The organism is Streptomyces sp. NPDC050610 (genome assembly GCF_040654875.1).
Taxonomy (GTDB): Bacteria; Actinomycetota; Actinomycetes; order Streptomycetales; family Streptomycetaceae; genus Streptomyces.
Window position 1 is genome coordinate 81549 of the sequence record NZ_JBFAIV010000027.1, and the last position, 18037, is coordinate 99585.

Consider the following 18037-nt stretch of genomic DNA (forward strand, 5'->3'; position numbering starts at 1 on the left):
ACAGCGACACAGTCAATGATGGCGTCCTCCATGAACGAGCCGAGGCAGGCCGTCGAGAGGAGTTGCCATGGTGCAAGTCAGACTGATCGGCCTCCTGTTCCTGCTGGCCGGACTCCTCGGCCTCGCGTCGGTGACGCCCCGCGACTGGCGATCGCGACAGCTCGGGCGGCGTGGGGTCCGTACCTCCGGCACCGTGATCGACCATGTCGCCGATGACGAGGGCGTCTCGACGATGGTGGTCGAGTTCCCCGTCGAGCGGGATCGGAGCGTCTCGATCTCCGTCCATCCGGTCGACAGCCCCCGGGGCGTCCTCCCCCTCGGTGAGCAGATCGAGGTCCTCCACCTTCGGGACACCCCGATGCGGGCCCGTACCGTCACAGCGTCGGGGGGCCTCTTGCGGGGCAACCCGTTGGTCGTGGTCGTACGGCTCATCCTCCTGTTCCTGGAGAAAGAGATCGGGGCCGAGAAGCGCCTTCGCCGGAGCCTGCGCGAAAACGGCGTTCCGGTCATGGCCACCGTGACGGGCTATCGGTACGACGGTGAGGACGAGGACCGACGGGAACCGGTTCTGTGCCCGCTGATCGAATTCACCGACCACCAGGGCCGCATACGGTCCTTCGTCGCCCGCGCGCACAGGGACGACGGTCTTCCTCCGATCGGCCGGGAGATGGCTGTGATCCACCTGCCGGGGCCGCCGCGGTGGCTCCGCCCCACCGAGGCCACCCCTTCCGACATCCCCTCGCGCACCGAGGTCACCGGCCGGTTCCTGCTGCTCTGCGCCTGCCTGGCGATCGGCGGGTATCTGTTCACGTTGTCGTCCTCGGATCTCTGACCGCGCCACGGCCGATCCGGGAAACCCGGCGGGGCCCGGGGAGTCAGGGAGGCCCGGAAGCCAGGGCTGTCCGGGAACCAGGGCCCTCCCCTCCACGCGCCTCGAATGGCGGGCCCGTATCGAGCGGCTTAGCCTGCCCGAAAGTGCCGTTTTGCGCATTACATCCGCATGGTGGACGTGGAAGGGTCGAGAGTCTTGAGCGCCGACACCGACGAGCAGCAGCCGCGCGATCCCGAAGCGGAGCCTGGAGCGAAGCCCGGAACGGGGCCAGGAGCGGGGCCCGCTCCCGAGGCCGGGCCGGAGTTCCGCCCGTACCGCCATCCCGCCGCGGGCTGGGGCGCCGCCAAGAGCGTGAGCCGCTTCCTGCTGCGCGAGCGCGCGCTGGTGGACGGGCCGCGGGCGATCATGCGGATGAACCATGAGAACGGCGGGTTCGACTGTCCCGGATGCGCGTGGCCGGACGACATCAAGGGCCTGCACCTGGACATCTGCGAGAACGGGATCAAGCACGTCACCTGGGAGATGACCCGCAAGCGGGTCGGCCGCGAGTTCTTCGCCGCCCACTCGGTGACCGAGCTGTCCGGCTGGAGCGACCACGACCTGGAGAACCAGGGCCGGTTGACCGAACCGATGGTCTACGACCCCGGCACGGACCATTACGTCCCGATCGGCTGGAAGGACGCGTTCGAGCTGATCGGCAGCGCTCTGCGCGGCCTGGACAGCCCGGACCAGGCGTCGTTCTACACCTCGGGGCGGCTCGGCAACGAGGCCACGTTCCTCTACCAGCTGATGGCCCGTGAACTGGGCACGAACAACCTGCCGGACTGCTCCAACATGTGTCACGAGGCCAGCGGCCGCGCCCTCCAGGCGTCCCTGGGCACCGGCAAGGGAACCGTCGACCTCAAGGACTGGGAGACCGCCGACGCCCTCTTCATCCTGGGCGTCAACGCCGCCTCCAACGCGCCCCGGATGCTCACCGCGCTCGCCGAGGCCCACAGCCGCGGCGCGCGGATCGTGCACATCAATCCGCTCGTCGAGGCGGCGGCCACCCGCACCATCGTCCCGCACGACTTCCTGGACATGGCCCTCTTCAAGTCGACCCCGACCAGCTCCCTGAACCTCCAGGTGCGCATCGGCGGCGACATGGCCCTGCTGCGCGGCATGGCCAAGGCGGTCCTGGAGCGGTCCGCGACCGAATCCAAGGCACTGGACCGGGAGTTCATCGACCGCCACACCGTCGGCTTCGAGGACTACCGCGCGCTGTGCGAGGCCACGCCGTGGGAGGAGATCGAGCGCCAGTCCGGGCTGAGCCGCTCCGACATCCTCAAGGCGGCGCGCGTGTACGGCCAGGCCGACCGCTCCATCATCAGCTGGTGTCTGGGCGTCAGCCAGCACGAGCATGGCGTCGACACCGTCCGGGAGATCGTCAACCTGTTGCTGCTCCGCGGCAATCTGGGGCGCGAGGGCGCGGGCCCCTCCCCCGTACGCGGCCACAGCAACGTGCAGGGCAATCGCACCTGCGGCATCGACCACCGGCCCGCCGACGCGTTCCTGGACCGCCTCGCCGAGGTCTGCGGGATCGAACCGCCCCGCGAGCACGGTCTGGACACCATCGGCACGATCGAGGCGATGCGGAGCGGCGCGGTGAAGGTGTTCGTCGGCATGGGCGGCAACTTCGCCCTCGCCGCGCCCGACACCTCGGTCACCTGCGCCGCACTGCGCAACTGCGACCTCACCGTGCAGGTGAGCACCAAGCTGAACCGCAGCCACCTCGTCCACGGTCGCCGGGCCCTCATCCTGCCGTGCCTCGGCCGCACGGAGAAGGACCATCAGCGCGCGGGCGTCCAGAACACGTCCGTCGAGGACTCGATGAGCATGGTCCACCTGTCGATCGGCATGAAGCGGCCCGCCTCGCCGCATCTGATGTCCGAACCGGCCATCGTCGCCGGCATCGCCCGCGCCGCACTGCCCGACAGCGCCACGCGCTGGGAGTGGTACGTCGAGGACTACGACCGTATCCGCGACACCATGGCCCAGGCCCTCCCCGGCTTCGAGGACTTCAACCGCCGCGTGCGCCTCCCCCTCGGCTTCCGCATCAAGCAGCCCGCCCGCGAACTGGTATTCCTCACCCCGTCCGGCCGCGCCGAGTTCTCCACCGCCGCCCTCCCCGACGTCGTGCCCGCCCCCGGCACGCTGGCGCTGGGCACCATGCGCTCCCACGACCAGTGGAACACCACCGTCTACTCCGACGACGACCGCTACCGCGGCGTCAAGAACCTGCGCACGCTCGTCTTCATGAACCGCGCCGACATGCGCGACCGCGGCATCGGCGACCTCGGCCCCGTGGACATCACCAGCACCGCGAAGGACGGCAGCCGACGGCACCTGCACGGCTACCTCGCCATCCCGTACGACATTCCGCGCGGCTGCGCGGCCGGCTACATGCCCGAGATGAACGTGCTGTGCGCGCTCGTCGACCACAGCACCCAGAGCGACCAGCCGATCATGAAGCACGTCAAGGTCACCATCGAACCGGCCGCCTGAGCACGGGGGACGTACGGGCGGACACCGCGCTCACGGCACGGGCACAGGCCCAATGCGCCCGCCGCGCTCACGGTACGGACGGACGTACGCGCCGCGCGCTCACCGTCCGGGCACCTCCAGGATCTCGACGTCGGCCCCCGCCCCCGCGCCGCCGGGCGGGACCGCCGCGAGGCCGTCGGCGAGCGCCAGCCCGCGCAGCATCGCCGGTCCGTCGAACGGGAGCGGCGCCACCTCGTGCCCCATGCGGCGCACCGGCACCAGCCGGGTGTCCCGGGGGTGCCCTGGCAGTGCAACGGCGGCGGTCATCCGGAGCGGCTCCGCGTCCGCGTGTCCGCCGAGGCGGCGCAGCAGCGGTACGGCCAGGGTCGCCGTGCCGGCCACGGCGGCCAGCGGGTTCCCGGGGAGACCGACGAGGCGGCGGGGCCGGCCGTCGGCGGCCGGCGGGAGTTCGGCGAGCAGCATGGGGTGGCCGGGCCGTACGGCGACGGAGTCGACCAGCAGCCGGGCGCCCGCCTCGGCGAGCGCGTCGTGCAGGAAGTCCACCGGTCCGGCGGCGGTGCTGCCGGTGGTGACGACGACATCGGCGGTGGAGTCGCGGACGGCTTCCCGCAGCAGTCCGAAGTCGTCCGAGACCCGGCGGCGTTCGGTCACCCGCGCGCCGTGATCGCGCAGCCAGGACGGCAGGAGCGGGCCGAGCGCGTCGCGGACCCGGCCGGCGCGCGGCGGGCCGGACTCCAGCAACTCGTCGCCGAGCACCAGGAGTTCCACGGTGGGGCGCCGGTGCACGGTCAGCCGGTCGTACCCGGCCGCCGCCGCGAGGCCCAGTACGGTCGCGGTCACGGTCGTACCGGAGGGGAGCAGCGGTTCGCCCGCACGGCACTCCTGGCCCCGGGGCCGGATGTCGCGGCCCGGCGCCACCGGTCCGGGACCGGCGGAACGGTCGAGCAGCGTGCCGTCGCGTTTGTCGGTCTCCCCGTGCTCCCGGCGCAGCACGGCGCTCGCTCCCGCCGGCAGCGGGGCGCCGGTGGCGATGGGCACGGCCGTACCGCCGCTCAGCGGCTCGGGCCGCCCGCCGGCCAGCACGCCGCCGCCGCTCAGCCGCCACGGGCCCGGCCCGGCCACGGCCCAGCCGTCCATCGCGGAGGTGTCGAACGACGGCAGGTCGGTGAGCGCCGTCAGGGGTTCGGCGAGAGCGTGGCCGAGCGCGTCGCCGAGATCGCGGACGACGACCGGCGACGGGCGTACAACACAGCTCTGGGCGGCCGACCTGGCCTCTTCCCACGTCGTGGCGGCCCGCCGGGTCGCGCTCTCCAGTGTGCTCGTACGTACCACGGTCATGCGCTCCCTATGCGACTCGCTATGGCTCATCCCTGATGGCCTCGCCCCCGAAGCCAGAATCCGCAGACCGGAAACCGGAAACCGGAAATCATGAGCCGAAAGAGCCGAAAGAGCCGAAATCCGGAACGAGAAATTCGCCCGCGGACAACCCTCGGTGAATTCCCAGGACGAGTCAAAGAGAGGCTGTCGATCGGCCGATCGATGGCGGTTATCGTGCCCTCCCAAGACCGGCCCGACCGTACCAGCAAAGCCCTCCCGGCCCGGCACGGCGGCGGGAAAGACTGTTTGATAAGTCGCGTCTATCGCGTCATTCACGCAACCTCTTTGACATTTTCCCGGTGACCGACGGAAGCTGACTTCCGCACTGGGAGCCGGATATCCGCGGGCGGCGCGCCCGCATACACACGCGTATACGCACACGCACACACCGCGAAGATTCGGCGCACGATCCCGGCTGGTAAACAGGGAAACGAGGCGGACCAGATCATGAGCGGCAACGAGGACCCGAGCGACGACCTGAAGGTCACCCCGCCCAAGACCTGGGCGACGGGTGTGCCCGCGGTGGTGCACGCGCTGGAGTACTCCCTGAGCCAGACGTCCCCCCGGCGCACCGCGCTGACGCTGCTGAACATCAATCAGGCGAAGGGCATCGACTGCCCCGGCTGCGCCTGGCCCGAGCCCGCGGCGGGCAAGCGGCACATGAACGAGTACTGCGAGAACGGCGCCAAGCACATCAACGACGAGGCCACCTCGCGCCGCGTCACCCCGGACTTCTTCCGCGAGCACTCGATCGCCGAGCTGGACGCGAAGTCCGACTACTGGCTCAACCAGCAGGGCCGGCTGACCGAACCCATGGTCAAGCGGCCCGGCGCGACCCACTACGAGCCGATCGGCTGGGACGAGGCGCTCGGCCTGCTCGCCGACGAGCTCAAGGCGCTGGACTCCCCCGACGAGGCCCTCTTCTACGTGTCCGGCCGGCTCAACAACGAGGCCGCGTTCCTCCTCCAGCTCTTCGCCCGCGCGTACGGCACGAACAATCTGCCGGACTGCTCCAACATGTGCCACGAGTCCAGCGGCTCCGCGATGTCGGAGACGCTGGGCACCGGCAAGGGCACCGTCTCGCTGGACGACATCCACAACTCCGATCTGATCTTCGTCGTGGGGCAGAATCCGGGCACCAACCACCCCCGGATGCTGTCGGCGCTGGAGGAGACCAAGCGCAACGGCGGCCGGATCGTCGCGGTCAACACCCTGCCCGAGGCCGGGCTGAACCGGTTCAAGCACCCGCAGCGGCCGCGCGGGGTGGTCGGCCGCGGCACGCAGATCGCCGACCAGTTCCTGCACATCCGCGCCGGCGGCGACCTCGCCCTGTTCCAGGCGCTGAACCTGCTGCTGCTCGAAGCCGAGGACGCCGCGCCGGGCACCGTGCTCGACCGCTCCTTCGTCGAGCGGAACACCACCGGCTTCGCCGAGTTCGCCGAGCACGCGCGCGAGATCTCCTGGGAACACATCCTGGAGGCGACCGGGCTCTCCCGCGAGGAGATCGAGCAGGTCCACGAGCGGGTCCTGAAGAGCGAGCGGATCATCGTGTGCTGGGCGATGGGCCTCACCCAGCACAAGCACGGCGTCCCCACCATCCGCGAAGTCATCAACTTCCTGATGCTGCGCGGCAATATCGGCAAGCCCGGCGCCGGCGCGTGCCCGGTGCGCGGCCACAGCAATGTGCAGGGCGACCGCACCATGGGCGTATGGGAGCGGATGCCGCAGAAGTTCCTGGACGCCCTGGAGACCGAGTTCGGCTTCACCCCGCCCACGCGGCACGGCCTCGACGCGGTGAACGGCATCCGGGCCATGTACGAGGGCCGCGCGAAGGTCTTCCTCGGCGTCGCCGGCAATTTCGTACGGGCCACCCCCGACAGCGCGATCACCGAGGAGGCGATGCGGGGGTGCCGGCTCACCGCGCACATCTCCACCAAGCTCAACCGCTCCCACACCGTCTGCGGCGACACGGCCCTCATCCTGCCCACCCTGGGCCGCAGCGACCGGGACTTCCAGGCCACCGGCGAGCAGTTCATCACCGTCGAGGACTCCATGAGCGAGGTCCACGCCTCGCGCGGAAAGCTGCCGCCCGCCTCTCCGCATCTGCTCAGCGAAGTCGCCATCATCGGCCGGCTGGCGCGCAGGACCCTCGGCGATATGCCGCACATCCCCTGGAAGGAATTCGAGGCGGACTACGGCACCATTCGCGACCGGATATCCCGCGTCGTGCCGGGTTTCGAGGACTTCAACGCCCGGGTGTCCGTGCCGGGCGGCTTCCGGCTGCCCAACCCGCCGAACGAAGGGGTCTTCCCCACTCCGAGCGGCAAGGCCGTCTTCACCCGCAACGATTTCACGATGCCGCATGTCCCCGAGGGCCATCTGCTGTTGCAGACCCTGCGCTCGCACGACCAGTGGAACACCATCTGGTACGCGCCGAACGACCGTTACCGCGGCATTCACAACGCCCGCCGCATCGTGATGGTCAACCCCGCCGACCTCGACGCCCTGGGCGTAGCCGACCGCGGCACGGTGGACCTGGTGAGCGTCTGGCACGACGGGAAGGAGCGCCGCGCGGAGGGCTTCACGGTCGTCGCGTACCCCGCCAGCCGGGGATCGGCCGCCGCGTACTACCCGGAGACCAACGTCCTGGTGCCGCTCGACAGCGTCGCCGACATCAGCAACTGCCCCACCTCGAAGGGCGTCGTGGTCCGTCTGGAGCCTGTCGCCGACGCCGCGTGACTCCGCCGGGGGTGTGAACCGGCGTTGCTATGGCCCGGCAACATCCGTCAAACGTTGCCAGAATCCGCCAGTGCCGGTGTTGCCGGGCGCAACGCGCGCCGAGCGCTCCATGCTGTGCCGTGCCCCCGAGTAGCCATTCGGGGACACGAGGCGCGGCCGGGTCGGCCGCGGTCCGAGAGGGATGGCGTGGAACGATCACTGTTGTCGCTGAGGTCGGCGCTGGTGCTCTTACTGGCGGTGCTGACGGGCATAGGGGCCGGGGTGCTGACAGCCCTGGCCGGCGATGGCGTCGCGCGGAGCGTGCTGTGCGGCGCGGCCGCCGTCGGGGTGTCGGTGCTGTTCTTCGACCGGCTGGTCGCGGCGGAAGGCCACGGGACCTCGGAAAGCCGCGGGGCCGCGGAAGGCCAGGGAGCCGCGGAAGATCACTGGGCCGCCCGGGAGCACAGGGCAGCAGGCGGCCCGCGAAGTGCCCGCGGCGCGAGTTCGGGGGGCCGGCGTGGGTGACCTGCGGCCCCTGGCCGACGACTTGAACAGCGACGCCAAGGCGCTGGCGGCAAGGCTCCGTGAGCTGTTCGATGGACTGAACGTGTCGGTGCGCCGTTACGCCGCGCGCCGCCACCGGGATGCCGGCACCTTCTCGCGCTACCTCAACGGCACGCGCGTACCGCCCTGGGAGGTCGTCCTGGATCTGTTCACCGACGTGGCGGAGCACCGGGGCACGGCGGCTACTCCGGCCGCCATCGAGCTCGTACGCGGGCTGCATCAGACCGCCGTGCGCAACGGCGGCTCGCCGCAGCACGCGGTCGAGCTGATCGAGCAGCAGCTCGCCGACGCCGACCGGGTGGCCCGGCGCACCACCGCCCACGGGGACGTACTGGGCGACGCCCTGCTGGACCGGCAGCACCGGATCGCCGACCTCGAAGTGCGGCTGAGCCAGCTGGAGGCGGAGTGGACCGCCGAGCGGGCGCGCGCGGACGCCATGGCGGAGGCCGCGCCGGACGTGGACGGGCTGCTGCGGGAGCGCGACGCCCTGCAGACGGAGGTGCGGAAGCTGACGGGGGAACTGTGCGAGGCCCGGCGGCTGCACGAGGCGGCGGAGGAGCGGTGCGAGCTGCTCGAACGCCAGTTGGAGACCATCGAGGCCGCGCAGCGGGCGAACGGTTCCCACGCGCTGATCCCGGCCCCCGCAGCCGGCTGGCGCGGCATGCCCAAGGTGCTGGTCGTGGACGATCAGGCGGACAACCTCCTGGCCATGAACGCCGTGCTGTCCACCCTCGACCAGGAGGTGGTGGCCGTCTCCTCCGGCCGTGACGCACTCAAGGCGCTGCTCGACCACGACGACTTCGCTGTGATCATCATGGACGTCCAGATGCCCGACATGGACGGCTACGAGACCGCCGCCCACATCAAACGCCGCAGCCGCAACCGCGACGTCCCCATCATCTTCCTGACCGCCATGGGGGCCGACGCCGAACACTCCGCCCGCGGCTACGCCGCCGGCGCGGTGGACTACATAGGCAAGCCCTTCGACCCCTGGGTGCTCCGCGCCAAGGTCGCCGTGTTCACCGGCATCTTCCTCGAACGGCACGTCGCCGCCCGCTGAACGCGGCCGTCCTCCGTCGCCGGGCCTTCCAGGTCCGGCGGCGGCCGGGCCCGGTCCATGAGCCCTCCCGAAGCCCGGCGTACGGTCAGCGCGCGGCCGCGATGCCGTCCAGGAGTACGGCCAGCCCAACCGCGAACGTGTCGTCGACCTCCTGCTCCCACGAGGGCGAGGATTCGCCCTCGCGCATCGGTGTCGCCTCCGTAGCCAGCCGTACGGACATGGGGAACCGCTCCGCGAAGTCGGGGGCGACCTCCTTCAGCAGGGCCGAGCGGCCGGCCCACCACTCCTCGTCGGACACGCCGGTCGCCGACGCCGCTCGCCGGGACTCGGCGGCCGTCTGCGCGGAGCCGCGGACGAAGTGGAACAGCGAGCTCACGATGGCCCGCAGCGGCCGGGACGGCAGCCCGGCGCGGTACAGGACGCCCGCCAGCGACTCCAGTACGGCCTGTTCGTGCGGGCCGAGCACCGGGCGGGCGTAGGAGACCTGGAGCACCCACGGGTGCCGCAGGTAGAACGCCCGCAGCTCCGTGGCCCATGACGTCACCGCGGCCCGCCAGTCGCCGTCCGGGGCGTGGTCGGCGGCCAGTTCGGCGTGCGCCCGGTCGTACATCAGGTCGAGGAGTTCCGCCTTGCCCGGCACGTAGGTGTAGAGGGCCATGGAGGTGCGCCCGAGCCGCTCGGCCACCGTGCGCATCGACAGCCCCGCCATGGAGTCCGCGTCGGCCACGGCGATCGCCGCCGCCACGATGACGTCGACGCTCAGAGCGGGCCTGGGCCCCGGCGCCGTCCGCCGGGGGCGGTCGTCCGAGCCGGCCCACAGCAGGGTCATGGACGCGGCCGCGTCTCCCTGGCCGGCGATGACACTCACAAGCAAGCAACTCCTTACACCATAAGCTATTGTCCTCTCATTATTACTTTACAGCCTACGGAATCCATGGAACCGGTCGGCGGCATCCGCCCCGACCAGGACGGATCGGGAGAGGGACGATGAGCGAAGCGACCATGACCGAAGCGACGCTGCACGACGGAAACACCATCGCACTGGAGATCCACGGCACCGGGCCCACCGTCCTGCTCCCCGTCGACCCCCGTCCGGCCGAGGGCCCGCGGGCCGAGGAGATGCGCCGGTGGGGCGTGGACCCCGCGCTGGGCCGAGCGCTGATAGAGGGGCTCGGCGACCGTTTCCGAGTAGTGGCCTTCGACTACGAAGGCCACGTCATGGCGGCGCCGAAGCCCGACACCCTGACCCCCGGCAACGTGGCCGCCGATCTCCTGGCGGTCGCGGACGCCGCGGAAGCCCAGCGGTTCGCCTACTACGGCTACTCGTGGCTGGCCCTGAGCGGCCTCCAGCTCGCGCTGCGCACCGACCGCCTCTCGGCGCTCGTCATGGGCGGCTTCCCGCCCATCGGCGGCCCCTACGCCGAAATGCTCCGCGTCACCGAGGCCGCTCACGGGATGTCCGGACAGAGCCCGGCTCCGAGCCCTCCGCAGAGCGCCCAGCAGCCGGCCGACGACTACGACTGGTCGACCGTCGAGGTGTCGATGTCGGAGGCGCAGACCCGGCAGTTCGTCACGCTCTACCAAACGCTGCGGGGCTTTGACGACCGGGCGGCACAGACAGGAATCGGCTGTCCCCGCCTGTGCTTCGCGGGCTCGGCGGACGAGATCGCCTACGGCGAGCGCTGGGGCGGCGTGACCGTGAGCATCGGAAGCGAGGTAGTAAAGCGGCGCGCCGAGTTGGAAGCCGCCGGATGGGACGTACGCGTCCTGGACGGGCTCGACCACACCCAGGCCATGCAGCCCGCGAACGTCCTGCCCGTCCTGCGCCCCTGGCTCGCCTCCGAACTCGGCCGCTGATCCGCACCATCTCGCCCCGCGCCTCCCCTCCCCGTACGAGGGTGCCGTCGTACGGCCGTACGCCCCCTGGCTGCTGAACGACCGTGCCGCCAGGCCCGTATAGAGCCGTGAACCGTCGACGGAAGAGGAAACCCACCATGATGCACTCGCCCCAGGAGCCCGCCGCGCCGCGCCGCCGAACCGTCATCGCCGCGGCCGGCGGCGCGGGGCTCATCGCCACGCTCGCCGCGTGCGGCGGCTCCGGCAGCGAAACCAGCGGCGATCCGGCCTCCAAAGAGCCGCGGTCCAGCACCGGCACCACCCCCGGCGACGAGGGAGCCGACCCGCCCGGCGGCCAGGCCCTCGCGAAGACCTCGGAGATCCCGATGGGCGGCGGCAAGGTCTTCAAGGAGCGGAAGGTGGTGGTGACGCAGCCGGTGAAGGGCCGGTTCAAGGCGTTCTCGGCGGTCTGCACGCACCAGGGGTGCCTGGTCGGCGACGTGTCGAACGGAACGATCAACTGCCCCTGTCACGGGTCGAAGTACAGCATCGAGGACGGCAGCGTGCGGCACGGCCCCTCGACTCGGCCGCTGCCCGCGACACAGGTCTCCGTGCAGGGAGATTCGGTCCAACTGGGGTGAGGTCGCCCCGGGCCCTTGGGCCCCTGCGCGCCTCCTCCCCCTGCGCCGCCCCGCTCACCTCCGACCGCTCGCACGCCGGAAGCAGTCGAGTACGGAATCGGCCGTCGTGACCGTGGCGACGAGCGCGAGCGTGTTGCGGATCATCGCCGCGGTGTAGTCGGCGGGCACACCGGCGATGGCGTCCGCCGGCACGACGGCCGTGTAGCCGAGGTTCACGGCGTCGAAGACCGCCGCCGGGACGGCGACGTTGGCGGAGACGCCGGTGACGATCAGGGTGCGGCACCCGAAGTTGCGGAGCAGGGCGTCCACGTCCGTACCGGCGATCGGGGACAGCCCATGCAGGCGCCGTACGACGAGATCCTCCTCGCCGACCGGTATCGGCTCCGCGATCCGCACCGCCTCGGTGCCGGTGAGCTGCTGTACGGGCAGCCGCTCGGCGGCGCGGAAGAGGCGGGCGTTGTGGTTCGCGCCGCGACCGTCGGGGCGGCGTTCGGCGACGGCGTGCAGCACCTGTACGCCCGCCGCGTGCGCGCCCGAGACGAGGCGGGCCACTTGTGCGAGGGCCCCGGACTTCCGCGCGGTGTCGGCGAGTTCGGGCAGCGCGCTCCGCGGACCGACCACGCCGCGCTGGCATTCGACGGTGAGCAGCACGGTGGTCGCCGGGTCGAGCTGCGCGGCGAGCCGATCGTCGGGGCGTACCTCCGAGGGCCCGTCGGCCCGTGCCCCTGACGGCTCGTCGGACCGCGTCTCTGACGCCATATCTGATCCTCCCGACTCTCCCCCACGCGTACGGGCCTCGCACCGGCCCGGCCGGAGCGGGCGAGGCTAGCGACCATTGCGCGGAGAGGGAAGAGACTCCATGATTCCTGACACATAGTCAGCCAAGTGAGGCCGGCCACCCTCGGCCGGCCGCCGGAAGGGGAGGCGGACATGGCCCTCACGCAACGGCGAGGCCGCCGGATCATGATGTCGGAAGCGGAACTGGACGACTTCCTCGCCGAGGAGCGCACCTGCCGGGTGGCGACGGTCGGCCCGGACGGCGGGCCGCACGTCAGCACCCTGTGGTTCGCCTGGCACGAGGGCTCGCTCTGGCTGTACTCCATCACCCGCAGCAAACGCTGGGCCGATCTGCGGCGGGACGCCCGGCTCGCGGTCGTGATCGACGCCGGGGAGGAGTACGGCGAACTGCGCGGCGTGGAGCTGTCCGGCACGGCGGTCTTCGTCGGCGAGGCGCCGCGCACCGGCGAACCGTGCCCCGAACTCGACGCGCCGGAGCGGCTGTTCGCCGCCAAGCACTTCGGCCTGGACGCCATGCCGTACGACGGCCGGCACGCCTGGCTGCGCCTGACGCCGGAGTCCGTCGTCTCGTGGGACTTCCGGAAGCTGCCCCGCTGACCCTGGCCGCGACCCTCCGCGCCCCTCCGCACCCTGCGCCAGCCGCTCATCCTCGCCCCGACCCCGCCCCGACTCCCCTGCCCGTAACCCGCCCCGGCCCTCTATCGTTCGCCCCCGCCCCTTATCGGTCGCCGACCGCCGCCCCCGCCGCGCGCAGCGCCTCCACCGCCGCCCGGATCGACGGCCGGCGGTCCGCGTCCGCCCGCCAGATGGCGTAGATGTGCCTGCGCATGGTGTGCCGTACGGGCACCACGCGCACCCCCGCCGGCACCGGGCCCCGCCCGAGCCGCGGCGTGACGGCGACGCCGAGACCCGCGTCGATCAGGGCGAGTTGGGTGTGGTGCTCCTCGGCCATGTGGGAGATGCGCGGCTCGACGCCCTTGCCGCGCAGGGTCAGCATCAGCCAGTCGTGGCAGAACTCGCCCTTGGGCCAGGAGACCCATTCGTCGTGCGCGAAGTCCTCCAACTCCACCTGGTCGCGGTCGGCGAGCGGATGGTCGGCGGGCATCGCGAGGTCGGCGGGGTCGTCCAGGATCGGGGCCTTGGCCAGCCCTTCCGGCAGCGGCAGCGGCTTGTTGTACCAGTCGAGGACGATGGCGATGTCGATGTCGCCGCGCACCACGCGCGGCACCGCCACGTCCGGCTCCATCTCCTCCAGTCTGCTCCGGAGCTTGGGGTGCGCGCGGCGCAGTTCGGCGAGGGCGGCCGGGAACAGGCCCCGGGCGGCCGTCGGGAAGGCGCCGAGGAGCAGGTCGCCGACCGCTTCGCCGCGCTGCGCCTCCAGGTCGGCCTGGGCCAGTTCCACCTGGGAGAGGATGCGGGCGGCGTGGTCGGCGAGCAGCCGGCCGGCGTCGGTGAGGCGCACGCCGCGCCCGTTCTTGGCGAGCAGTTGCTGGCCTGTCTCGCGCTCCAGTTTCGCCAGTTGCTGGGAGACGGCCGAGGTCGTCACATGCAGTCCGTCCGCGGCGGCGCTCACCGAGCCGTGGCGGGCCACGGCGTGCAGCGTCCGCAAGCGATCAAGGTTCAACATGTAAGAGATGCTACGCGATAAAGCACATATTATTTCGCTTGTGCTAAGTGATTGCTCCCACCATCGTTGAGCCCATGAGCATCACCGCCGCCCGTCGGAACGCGTCCGCCTCCTCCGCCGCCGAGGCCGCTTCCCCCGCCACGGACTCCACCGCGGACCGCGCCGCGCCCCCTTCCTCCCCCGCCGCACCACGCCCCGGCGCCCTCGACTGGCGGATCCGGTTCGTCATCCTCTGCCTCATCTGGGGCCTCAGCTTCCTCTTCATCAAGGTCGGCACCGACGGGTACGCGCCGCTCAACGTCTCCCTCGGCCGGATGGTGTTCGGCTCCGCGGTCCTCGTCGCCGTGCTGGCCGTCAAGCGGCAGCGGCTGCCGCGCGCCGGGCGCACCTGGGCCCATCTGCTCGTCGCGGCCTTCTTCCTCAACGCCCTGCCGTTCACGCTCTTCGCCTACGCCGAGACCACCATCACCTCCACCCTCGCCGGCATCTGCAACGCCACGTCCCCGCTGTGGGGCATGGCCCTCTCGCTCGTCGCCCTGTCCGAAGACCGGCCGACCCGGCGGCGCTTCGCGGGGCTCGGCCTCGGATTCATCGGCGTGCTGACCGTGCTCGGCGCCTGGCAGGGGTTCTCCGGCCAGGACCCGGCGGGTACGGCGATGGCCCTGGTCGCGGCGGTCAGCTACGCCGTGGGCTGGATCTACGTCCGGCGCACCCTCACCGGCACCGGCGACTCCAACCTCTCGCTGGCCGGCGCCCAGCTACTGGTCGGCACCGCCCAACTGGCCGTTGCCACGCCGCTCTTCAGCCACTTCCCGCGCTCGTTCCCGCTGGTGCCGCTGCTCGCGATCGCGGCGCTCGGGGCGCTGGGCACGGGCGTCGCGTTCCTGATGCAGTACGGGCTGGTCGCCGAGGTCGGCCCCACCACCGCGATGCTCGTCACCTACTTCACCCCGGTGATCGCGACGGCCGCGGGCGTCACGCTGCTCGGCGAGCGGCTCACCTGGAACACCCCGGTCGGCGCGGTGATCGTGCTCGCGGGCGCGGCCCTCACCCAGAGCAGGCGGCGGCCCGCCGGGACCGGGCCTCAGCACGCGGCCGAGCAAGCCGAAGAGGCGGAGAAGGCCGAGAAGACCGAACCGGCCGGGCGATGACCGCTCCTCAGTCGTAACGCCCCGTAGGCGCCCACCCCGTCGCGGACGCCAGCGCGTCCGCGACCCGCTCCGCCTCCTCGGGGCCCATGGTCGAAACGGTCACCCGCACCCCGGGCGCCGACGACAGCCGGAAGCGGGCGCCGGGCGCCACCGCCCAGCCGGCGTGCAGCAGCCGCGCGACCACGCCCGTCTCGTCCGGCACCGGCAGCCATACGTTCATCCCGCTGCGCCCGCGCGCCTCGATGCCGCGTGTCCGCAGCGCCCGTACGAGCGCGTCGCGCCGCCGCCCGTACGAAGCGGCGACGGCCCGCGCGTCCACGGCCCCCGTGCGCCACAGCTCCACCACCGCGTGCTGGAGCAGATGGCTGACCCAGCCCGGCCCCAGCCTGAGCCGGCCGCGCACCCGGTCCACGGTGACGACGTCGCCGGTGAACGCCGCGAGCCGCAGGTCGGGCCCGTACGCCTTCGCCACCGAGCGGACGAGCGCCCAGTGCGCCGTGCCGCCCACGACGGGGCACAGGGGGACGTCCACGATGCCGTGGCCGTGGTCGTCCTCGATGAGCAGCGCCTGAGGATGGCCGGAGAGGACGGCGCGGAGTTCGCGGGCGCGCTCCGCGCCGATCGCCGCGCCCGTCGGATTCTGCGCCCGGGCGGTGATCACGATCGCCCGCGCGCCCTGCCGCAGCGCGCGGTCCACCTCGCCGGGGAGCGGGCCGTCGTCGTCGAGGGCGACCGGCACGGCGCGCAGGCCGAGGGCCGGGATCAGGTCGAGCAGGCTGCCCCAGCCGGGGTCTTCCACCGCCACCGCGTCGCCGGGCTTGAGATGCGCGTCGAGTACGCGCTCGATGGCGTCGAGCGATCCGGAGGTGACGGCGACGGGACCGTCGGGCACGCCGTCCGCGTCGAAGGCGGCGCGGGCGAGCCGCTCGAATTCCGGGTCGACGCCGGGCGCCCCGTACAGCGTGGGCGTCGCCACGGCGCGCGCGGCGGCAGCGGCCAGCGCCTCGCCGAGCGGCGGCAGCAGCGCCGGGTCGGGGTTGCCCGTGGCGATGTCCCGGGTTCCCTCGGGCGCCTCCACGCGCATGAGGTCGCGCGGCGCGCTGGCGGGCCGAGAGCGGACCCTGCTGCCACGCCGCCCCGCCGTCTCGATCACGCCCCGGTCGCGCAGCGCGCGGTAGGCGGACGCGACGGTATTGGGGTTGACCCCCAGTTCGACCGCCAACTCCCTTACGGGCGGCAGCATTTCGCCCGGGGCCAGCTCTCCGGCGCCCACCGCCCGTTCCACGCTCGCCGAGATCTCTGCTGCGCGACGACCTACGATCCGATACTCTCCTAGCACAAACAGCATTATGCACTAATACAATGGAGTCGCGCCATGACCGCCGCCCCACAGCACGAAGACCGCCGACTGGAGGACGTGAGCACCGCGTACGGACGCACGGACCGGACGACCCCCTCCCGCGACCGTGAACGCGTCTCGTACGACCGCGAGTCCGTGCACGCGATGCTCGACGAGGGGTACGTCTGCCACCTCGGCTTCCTCCGCGACGGCGCGCCCGTGGTGCTGCCGACCCTGTACGGACGGATCGGCGAGCGGCTGTACGTCCACGGCTCGACGGGCTCCCGCCCCCTGCGCACGGCCCAGCGCGCCGACGACGGCATGCCCGTGAGCCTGACCGTCACCCACGTCGACGGCCTCGTCCTCGCCCGCTCCGGCTTCCACCACTCCATCAACTACCGCTCCGTGGTGGTGCACGGCACCGCGCGGCCCGTGGCGGACGAGACGGAGCGCCGCACCGCCCTCGACGCGATCATCGACCAGGCGGTGCCGGGCCGCGCCGCCGACTGCCGGCCCGCCGACGCCAAGGAGCTGGCGGCCACCGCCGTCCTGAGCCTCGACCTCGCGGAGGTGTCGGCGAAGTGCCGCACCGGCGGGCCCAACGACGAGCCCGAGGACCTCGACCTGCCGTACTGGAGCGGTGTCGTGCCCGTCGCCCCCGTCTATGGCGCGCTCCAGCCGGCCGACGACCTGCGGCCCGGCATTCCGGTACCGGGCTACCTCGCCGATTTCCGACGGGCCTGACAGCTCCGACGGCCCTGACGTTCTCGCACAGGAGGCACGGACATGCTCATCCATCCCTGGGACGCCGCGCTGGACGACACCGAGTGGCAGCGGTGGCTGGCCGGACACGACTTCGGCCAGCTCGCGGTCAACGGCCTGCCCGGCGAGCCGCCGCACGTACAGCCGATGCACTTCGCCTACGACCCGGCCCCGGGCGAGCACGGCGAGGCGCTGGCCCATCTGGCCCGCCCCAACCCCATCTGGCCCGCGCTCCAAGCCGATCCGCAGGTCGTGCTGAGCGTCGTCGACGACTACGTCTTCGTCCCCGGCCCCTGGCAGGCCCCTGAGGGCGCACCGCCCGAACACGGCGTGCCCACCAGCTTCTACGCGGCCGTACAACTGCGGTGCACCGCCCATCTCGTGGACGATCCGCACGAGAAGGCCGCACTGCTGACGGCCCAGGTCGGCCACTTCCAGCCCGAGATCGACTCCGCGCCCGTAGCGCCCGGCGAGGAGCCGTACGGCCGGATGCTCTCCGGCATCCGCGGGCTGCGGCTCGAAGTGACGGACGTACGGGCCAAGTTCAAGTACGCGGGCCACAAGCCCGAGGCGGTGCGGCAGCGCATGGCGGCGGCCCTCGCCGCCCGCGCCGCCCCGCGCGACGCAGCGGCGCGCGCCCACCAGCTGCGCCGCGGGGCCACCGTCCCGGGCGCGGGCGGCTGAACTCCGCGCCTCCTCCGTCGCGCTTACCGCCCTGGGCACAGCAGCACAACCGCGCCCAGGGCGGCAGCGGCGGCGACGCCGGTGCACGCCGGCTCCGCGCACCG

General features: G+C 72.1%; 16 protein-coding genes. 11 read left to right on the plus strand and 5 right to left on the minus strand.

The genetic code is table 11. The features are described from left to right. The first annotated feature begins 67 nt into the window (after positions 1-67). Positions 68-832 carry a DUF3592 domain-containing protein gene (locus AB0I22_RS28590; RefSeq protein ID WP_363133825.1) on the plus strand — a complete coding sequence of 255 codons (765 nt, stop codon included), beginning with the start codon at positions 68-70 and terminating at the stop codon, positions 830-832. 168 nt (positions 833-1000) lie between these two features. Further along, positions 1001-3376, plus strand: coding sequence for an FdhF/YdeP family oxidoreductase (locus AB0I22_RS28595; protein WP_363133826.1), 2376 nt, complete (start codon positions 1001-1003; stop codon positions 3374-3376). Positions 3377-3475: 99 nt separating this feature from the next. Here AB0I22_RS28595 and AB0I22_RS28600 read toward each other — a convergent pair whose 3' ends face one another. After that, a complete protein-coding gene (locus AB0I22_RS28600) occupies positions 3476-4714 on the minus strand; it encodes a molybdopterin molybdotransferase MoeA (RefSeq protein WP_363133827.1) in 1239 nt (412 codons plus the stop codon). A gap of 486 nt (positions 4715-5200) precedes the next feature. On the opposite strand from AB0I22_RS28600, the gene AB0I22_RS28605 reads away from it, so the two are divergent. From AB0I22_RS28605 to AB0I22_RS28615, 3 genes are all read left to right on the plus strand, one after another. Next, positions 5201-7492: an FdhF/YdeP family oxidoreductase gene (locus AB0I22_RS28605; RefSeq protein WP_363133828.1), complete on the plus strand. Its 2292-nt coding sequence runs from the start codon at positions 5201-5203 to the stop codon at positions 7490-7492. Positions 7493-7678: 186 nt separating this feature from the next. Continuing rightward, a complete protein-coding gene (locus tag AB0I22_RS28610; RefSeq protein ID WP_363133829.1) occupies positions 7679-7996 on the plus strand; it encodes a hypothetical protein in 318 nt (105 codons plus the stop codon). Next, positions 7989-9095 (plus strand): response regulator, encoded by a 1107-nt coding sequence (locus AB0I22_RS28615; RefSeq protein ID WP_363133830.1) that lies wholly within the window; start codon positions 7989-7991, stop codon positions 9093-9095. Before AB0I22_RS28610 ends, AB0I22_RS28615 begins: the two co-directional genes overlap by 8 nt. 85 nt (positions 9096-9180) lie before the next feature. Here the strand turns inward: AB0I22_RS28615 and AB0I22_RS28620 are convergent, their stop codons facing one another. After that, positions 9181-9963 carry a TetR/AcrR family transcriptional regulator C-terminal domain-containing protein gene (locus AB0I22_RS28620; RefSeq protein ID WP_363133831.1) on the minus strand — a complete coding sequence of 261 codons (783 nt, stop codon included), beginning with the start codon at positions 9961-9963 and terminating at the stop codon, positions 9181-9183. A gap of 119 nt (positions 9964-10082) precedes the next feature. Here AB0I22_RS28620 and AB0I22_RS28625 point away from each other — a divergent pair, with 119 nt between their 5' ends. Continuing rightward, positions 10083-10952, plus strand: coding sequence for an alpha/beta hydrolase (locus tag AB0I22_RS28625; RefSeq protein WP_363133832.1), 870 nt, complete (start codon positions 10083-10085; stop codon positions 10950-10952). Between the two features lie 137 nt (positions 10953-11089). Then, positions 11090-11572, plus strand: coding sequence for a Rieske (2Fe-2S) protein (locus AB0I22_RS28630; protein ID WP_363133833.1), 483 nt, complete (start codon positions 11090-11092; stop codon positions 11570-11572). A 54-nt stretch (positions 11573-11626) separates the two neighbouring features. Here the strand turns inward: AB0I22_RS28630 and AB0I22_RS28635 are convergent, their stop codons facing one another. Continuing rightward, complete coding sequence (locus tag AB0I22_RS28635; RefSeq protein ID WP_363133834.1) at positions 11627-12331, minus strand: cysteine hydrolase; 705 nt, start codon at positions 12329-12331, stop codon at positions 11627-11629. Between the two features lie 171 nt (positions 12332-12502). On the opposite strand from AB0I22_RS28635, the gene AB0I22_RS28640 reads away from it, so the two are divergent. After that, complete coding sequence (locus AB0I22_RS28640) at positions 12503-12967, plus strand: pyridoxamine 5'-phosphate oxidase family protein (protein ID WP_363133835.1); 465 nt, start codon at positions 12503-12505, stop codon at positions 12965-12967. A 121-nt stretch (positions 12968-13088) separates the two neighbouring features. Here AB0I22_RS28640 and AB0I22_RS28645 read toward each other — a convergent pair whose 3' ends face one another. Next, positions 13089-13997 (minus strand): LysR family transcriptional regulator, encoded by a 909-nt coding sequence (locus AB0I22_RS28645; protein WP_363133837.1) that lies wholly within the window; start codon positions 13995-13997, stop codon positions 13089-13091. Positions 13998-14071: 74 nt separating this feature from the next. On the opposite strand from AB0I22_RS28645, the gene AB0I22_RS28650 reads away from it, so the two are divergent. Further along, entirely contained in the window at positions 14072-15148 is a 1077-nt protein-coding gene (locus AB0I22_RS28650) for a DMT family transporter (RefSeq protein ID WP_363133838.1), read from the plus strand. Between the two features lie 7 nt (positions 15149-15155). On the opposite strand, the gene AB0I22_RS28655 is transcribed toward AB0I22_RS28650, so the two are convergent. Then, positions 15156-16487: an aminotransferase class I/II-fold pyridoxal phosphate-dependent enzyme gene (locus AB0I22_RS28655; RefSeq protein ID WP_363133839.1), complete on the minus strand. Its 1332-nt coding sequence runs from the start codon at positions 16485-16487 to the stop codon at positions 15156-15158. 36 nt (positions 16488-16523) lie between these two features. Between AB0I22_RS28655 and AB0I22_RS28660 the strand changes: the two genes are divergently transcribed. Both AB0I22_RS28660 and AB0I22_RS28665 read left to right on the plus strand, forming a co-directional pair. Continuing rightward, positions 16524-17231 carry a pyridoxamine 5'-phosphate oxidase family protein gene (locus AB0I22_RS28660; protein ID WP_363133840.1) on the plus strand — a complete coding sequence of 236 codons (708 nt, stop codon included), beginning with the start codon at positions 16524-16526 and terminating at the stop codon, positions 17229-17231. Positions 17232-17273: 42 nt separating this feature from the next. Beyond that, a complete protein-coding gene (locus AB0I22_RS28665) occupies positions 17274-17933 on the plus strand; it encodes an FMN-binding negative transcriptional regulator (RefSeq protein ID WP_363133841.1) in 660 nt (219 codons plus the stop codon). Positions 17934-18037 lie beyond the last annotated feature (104 nt).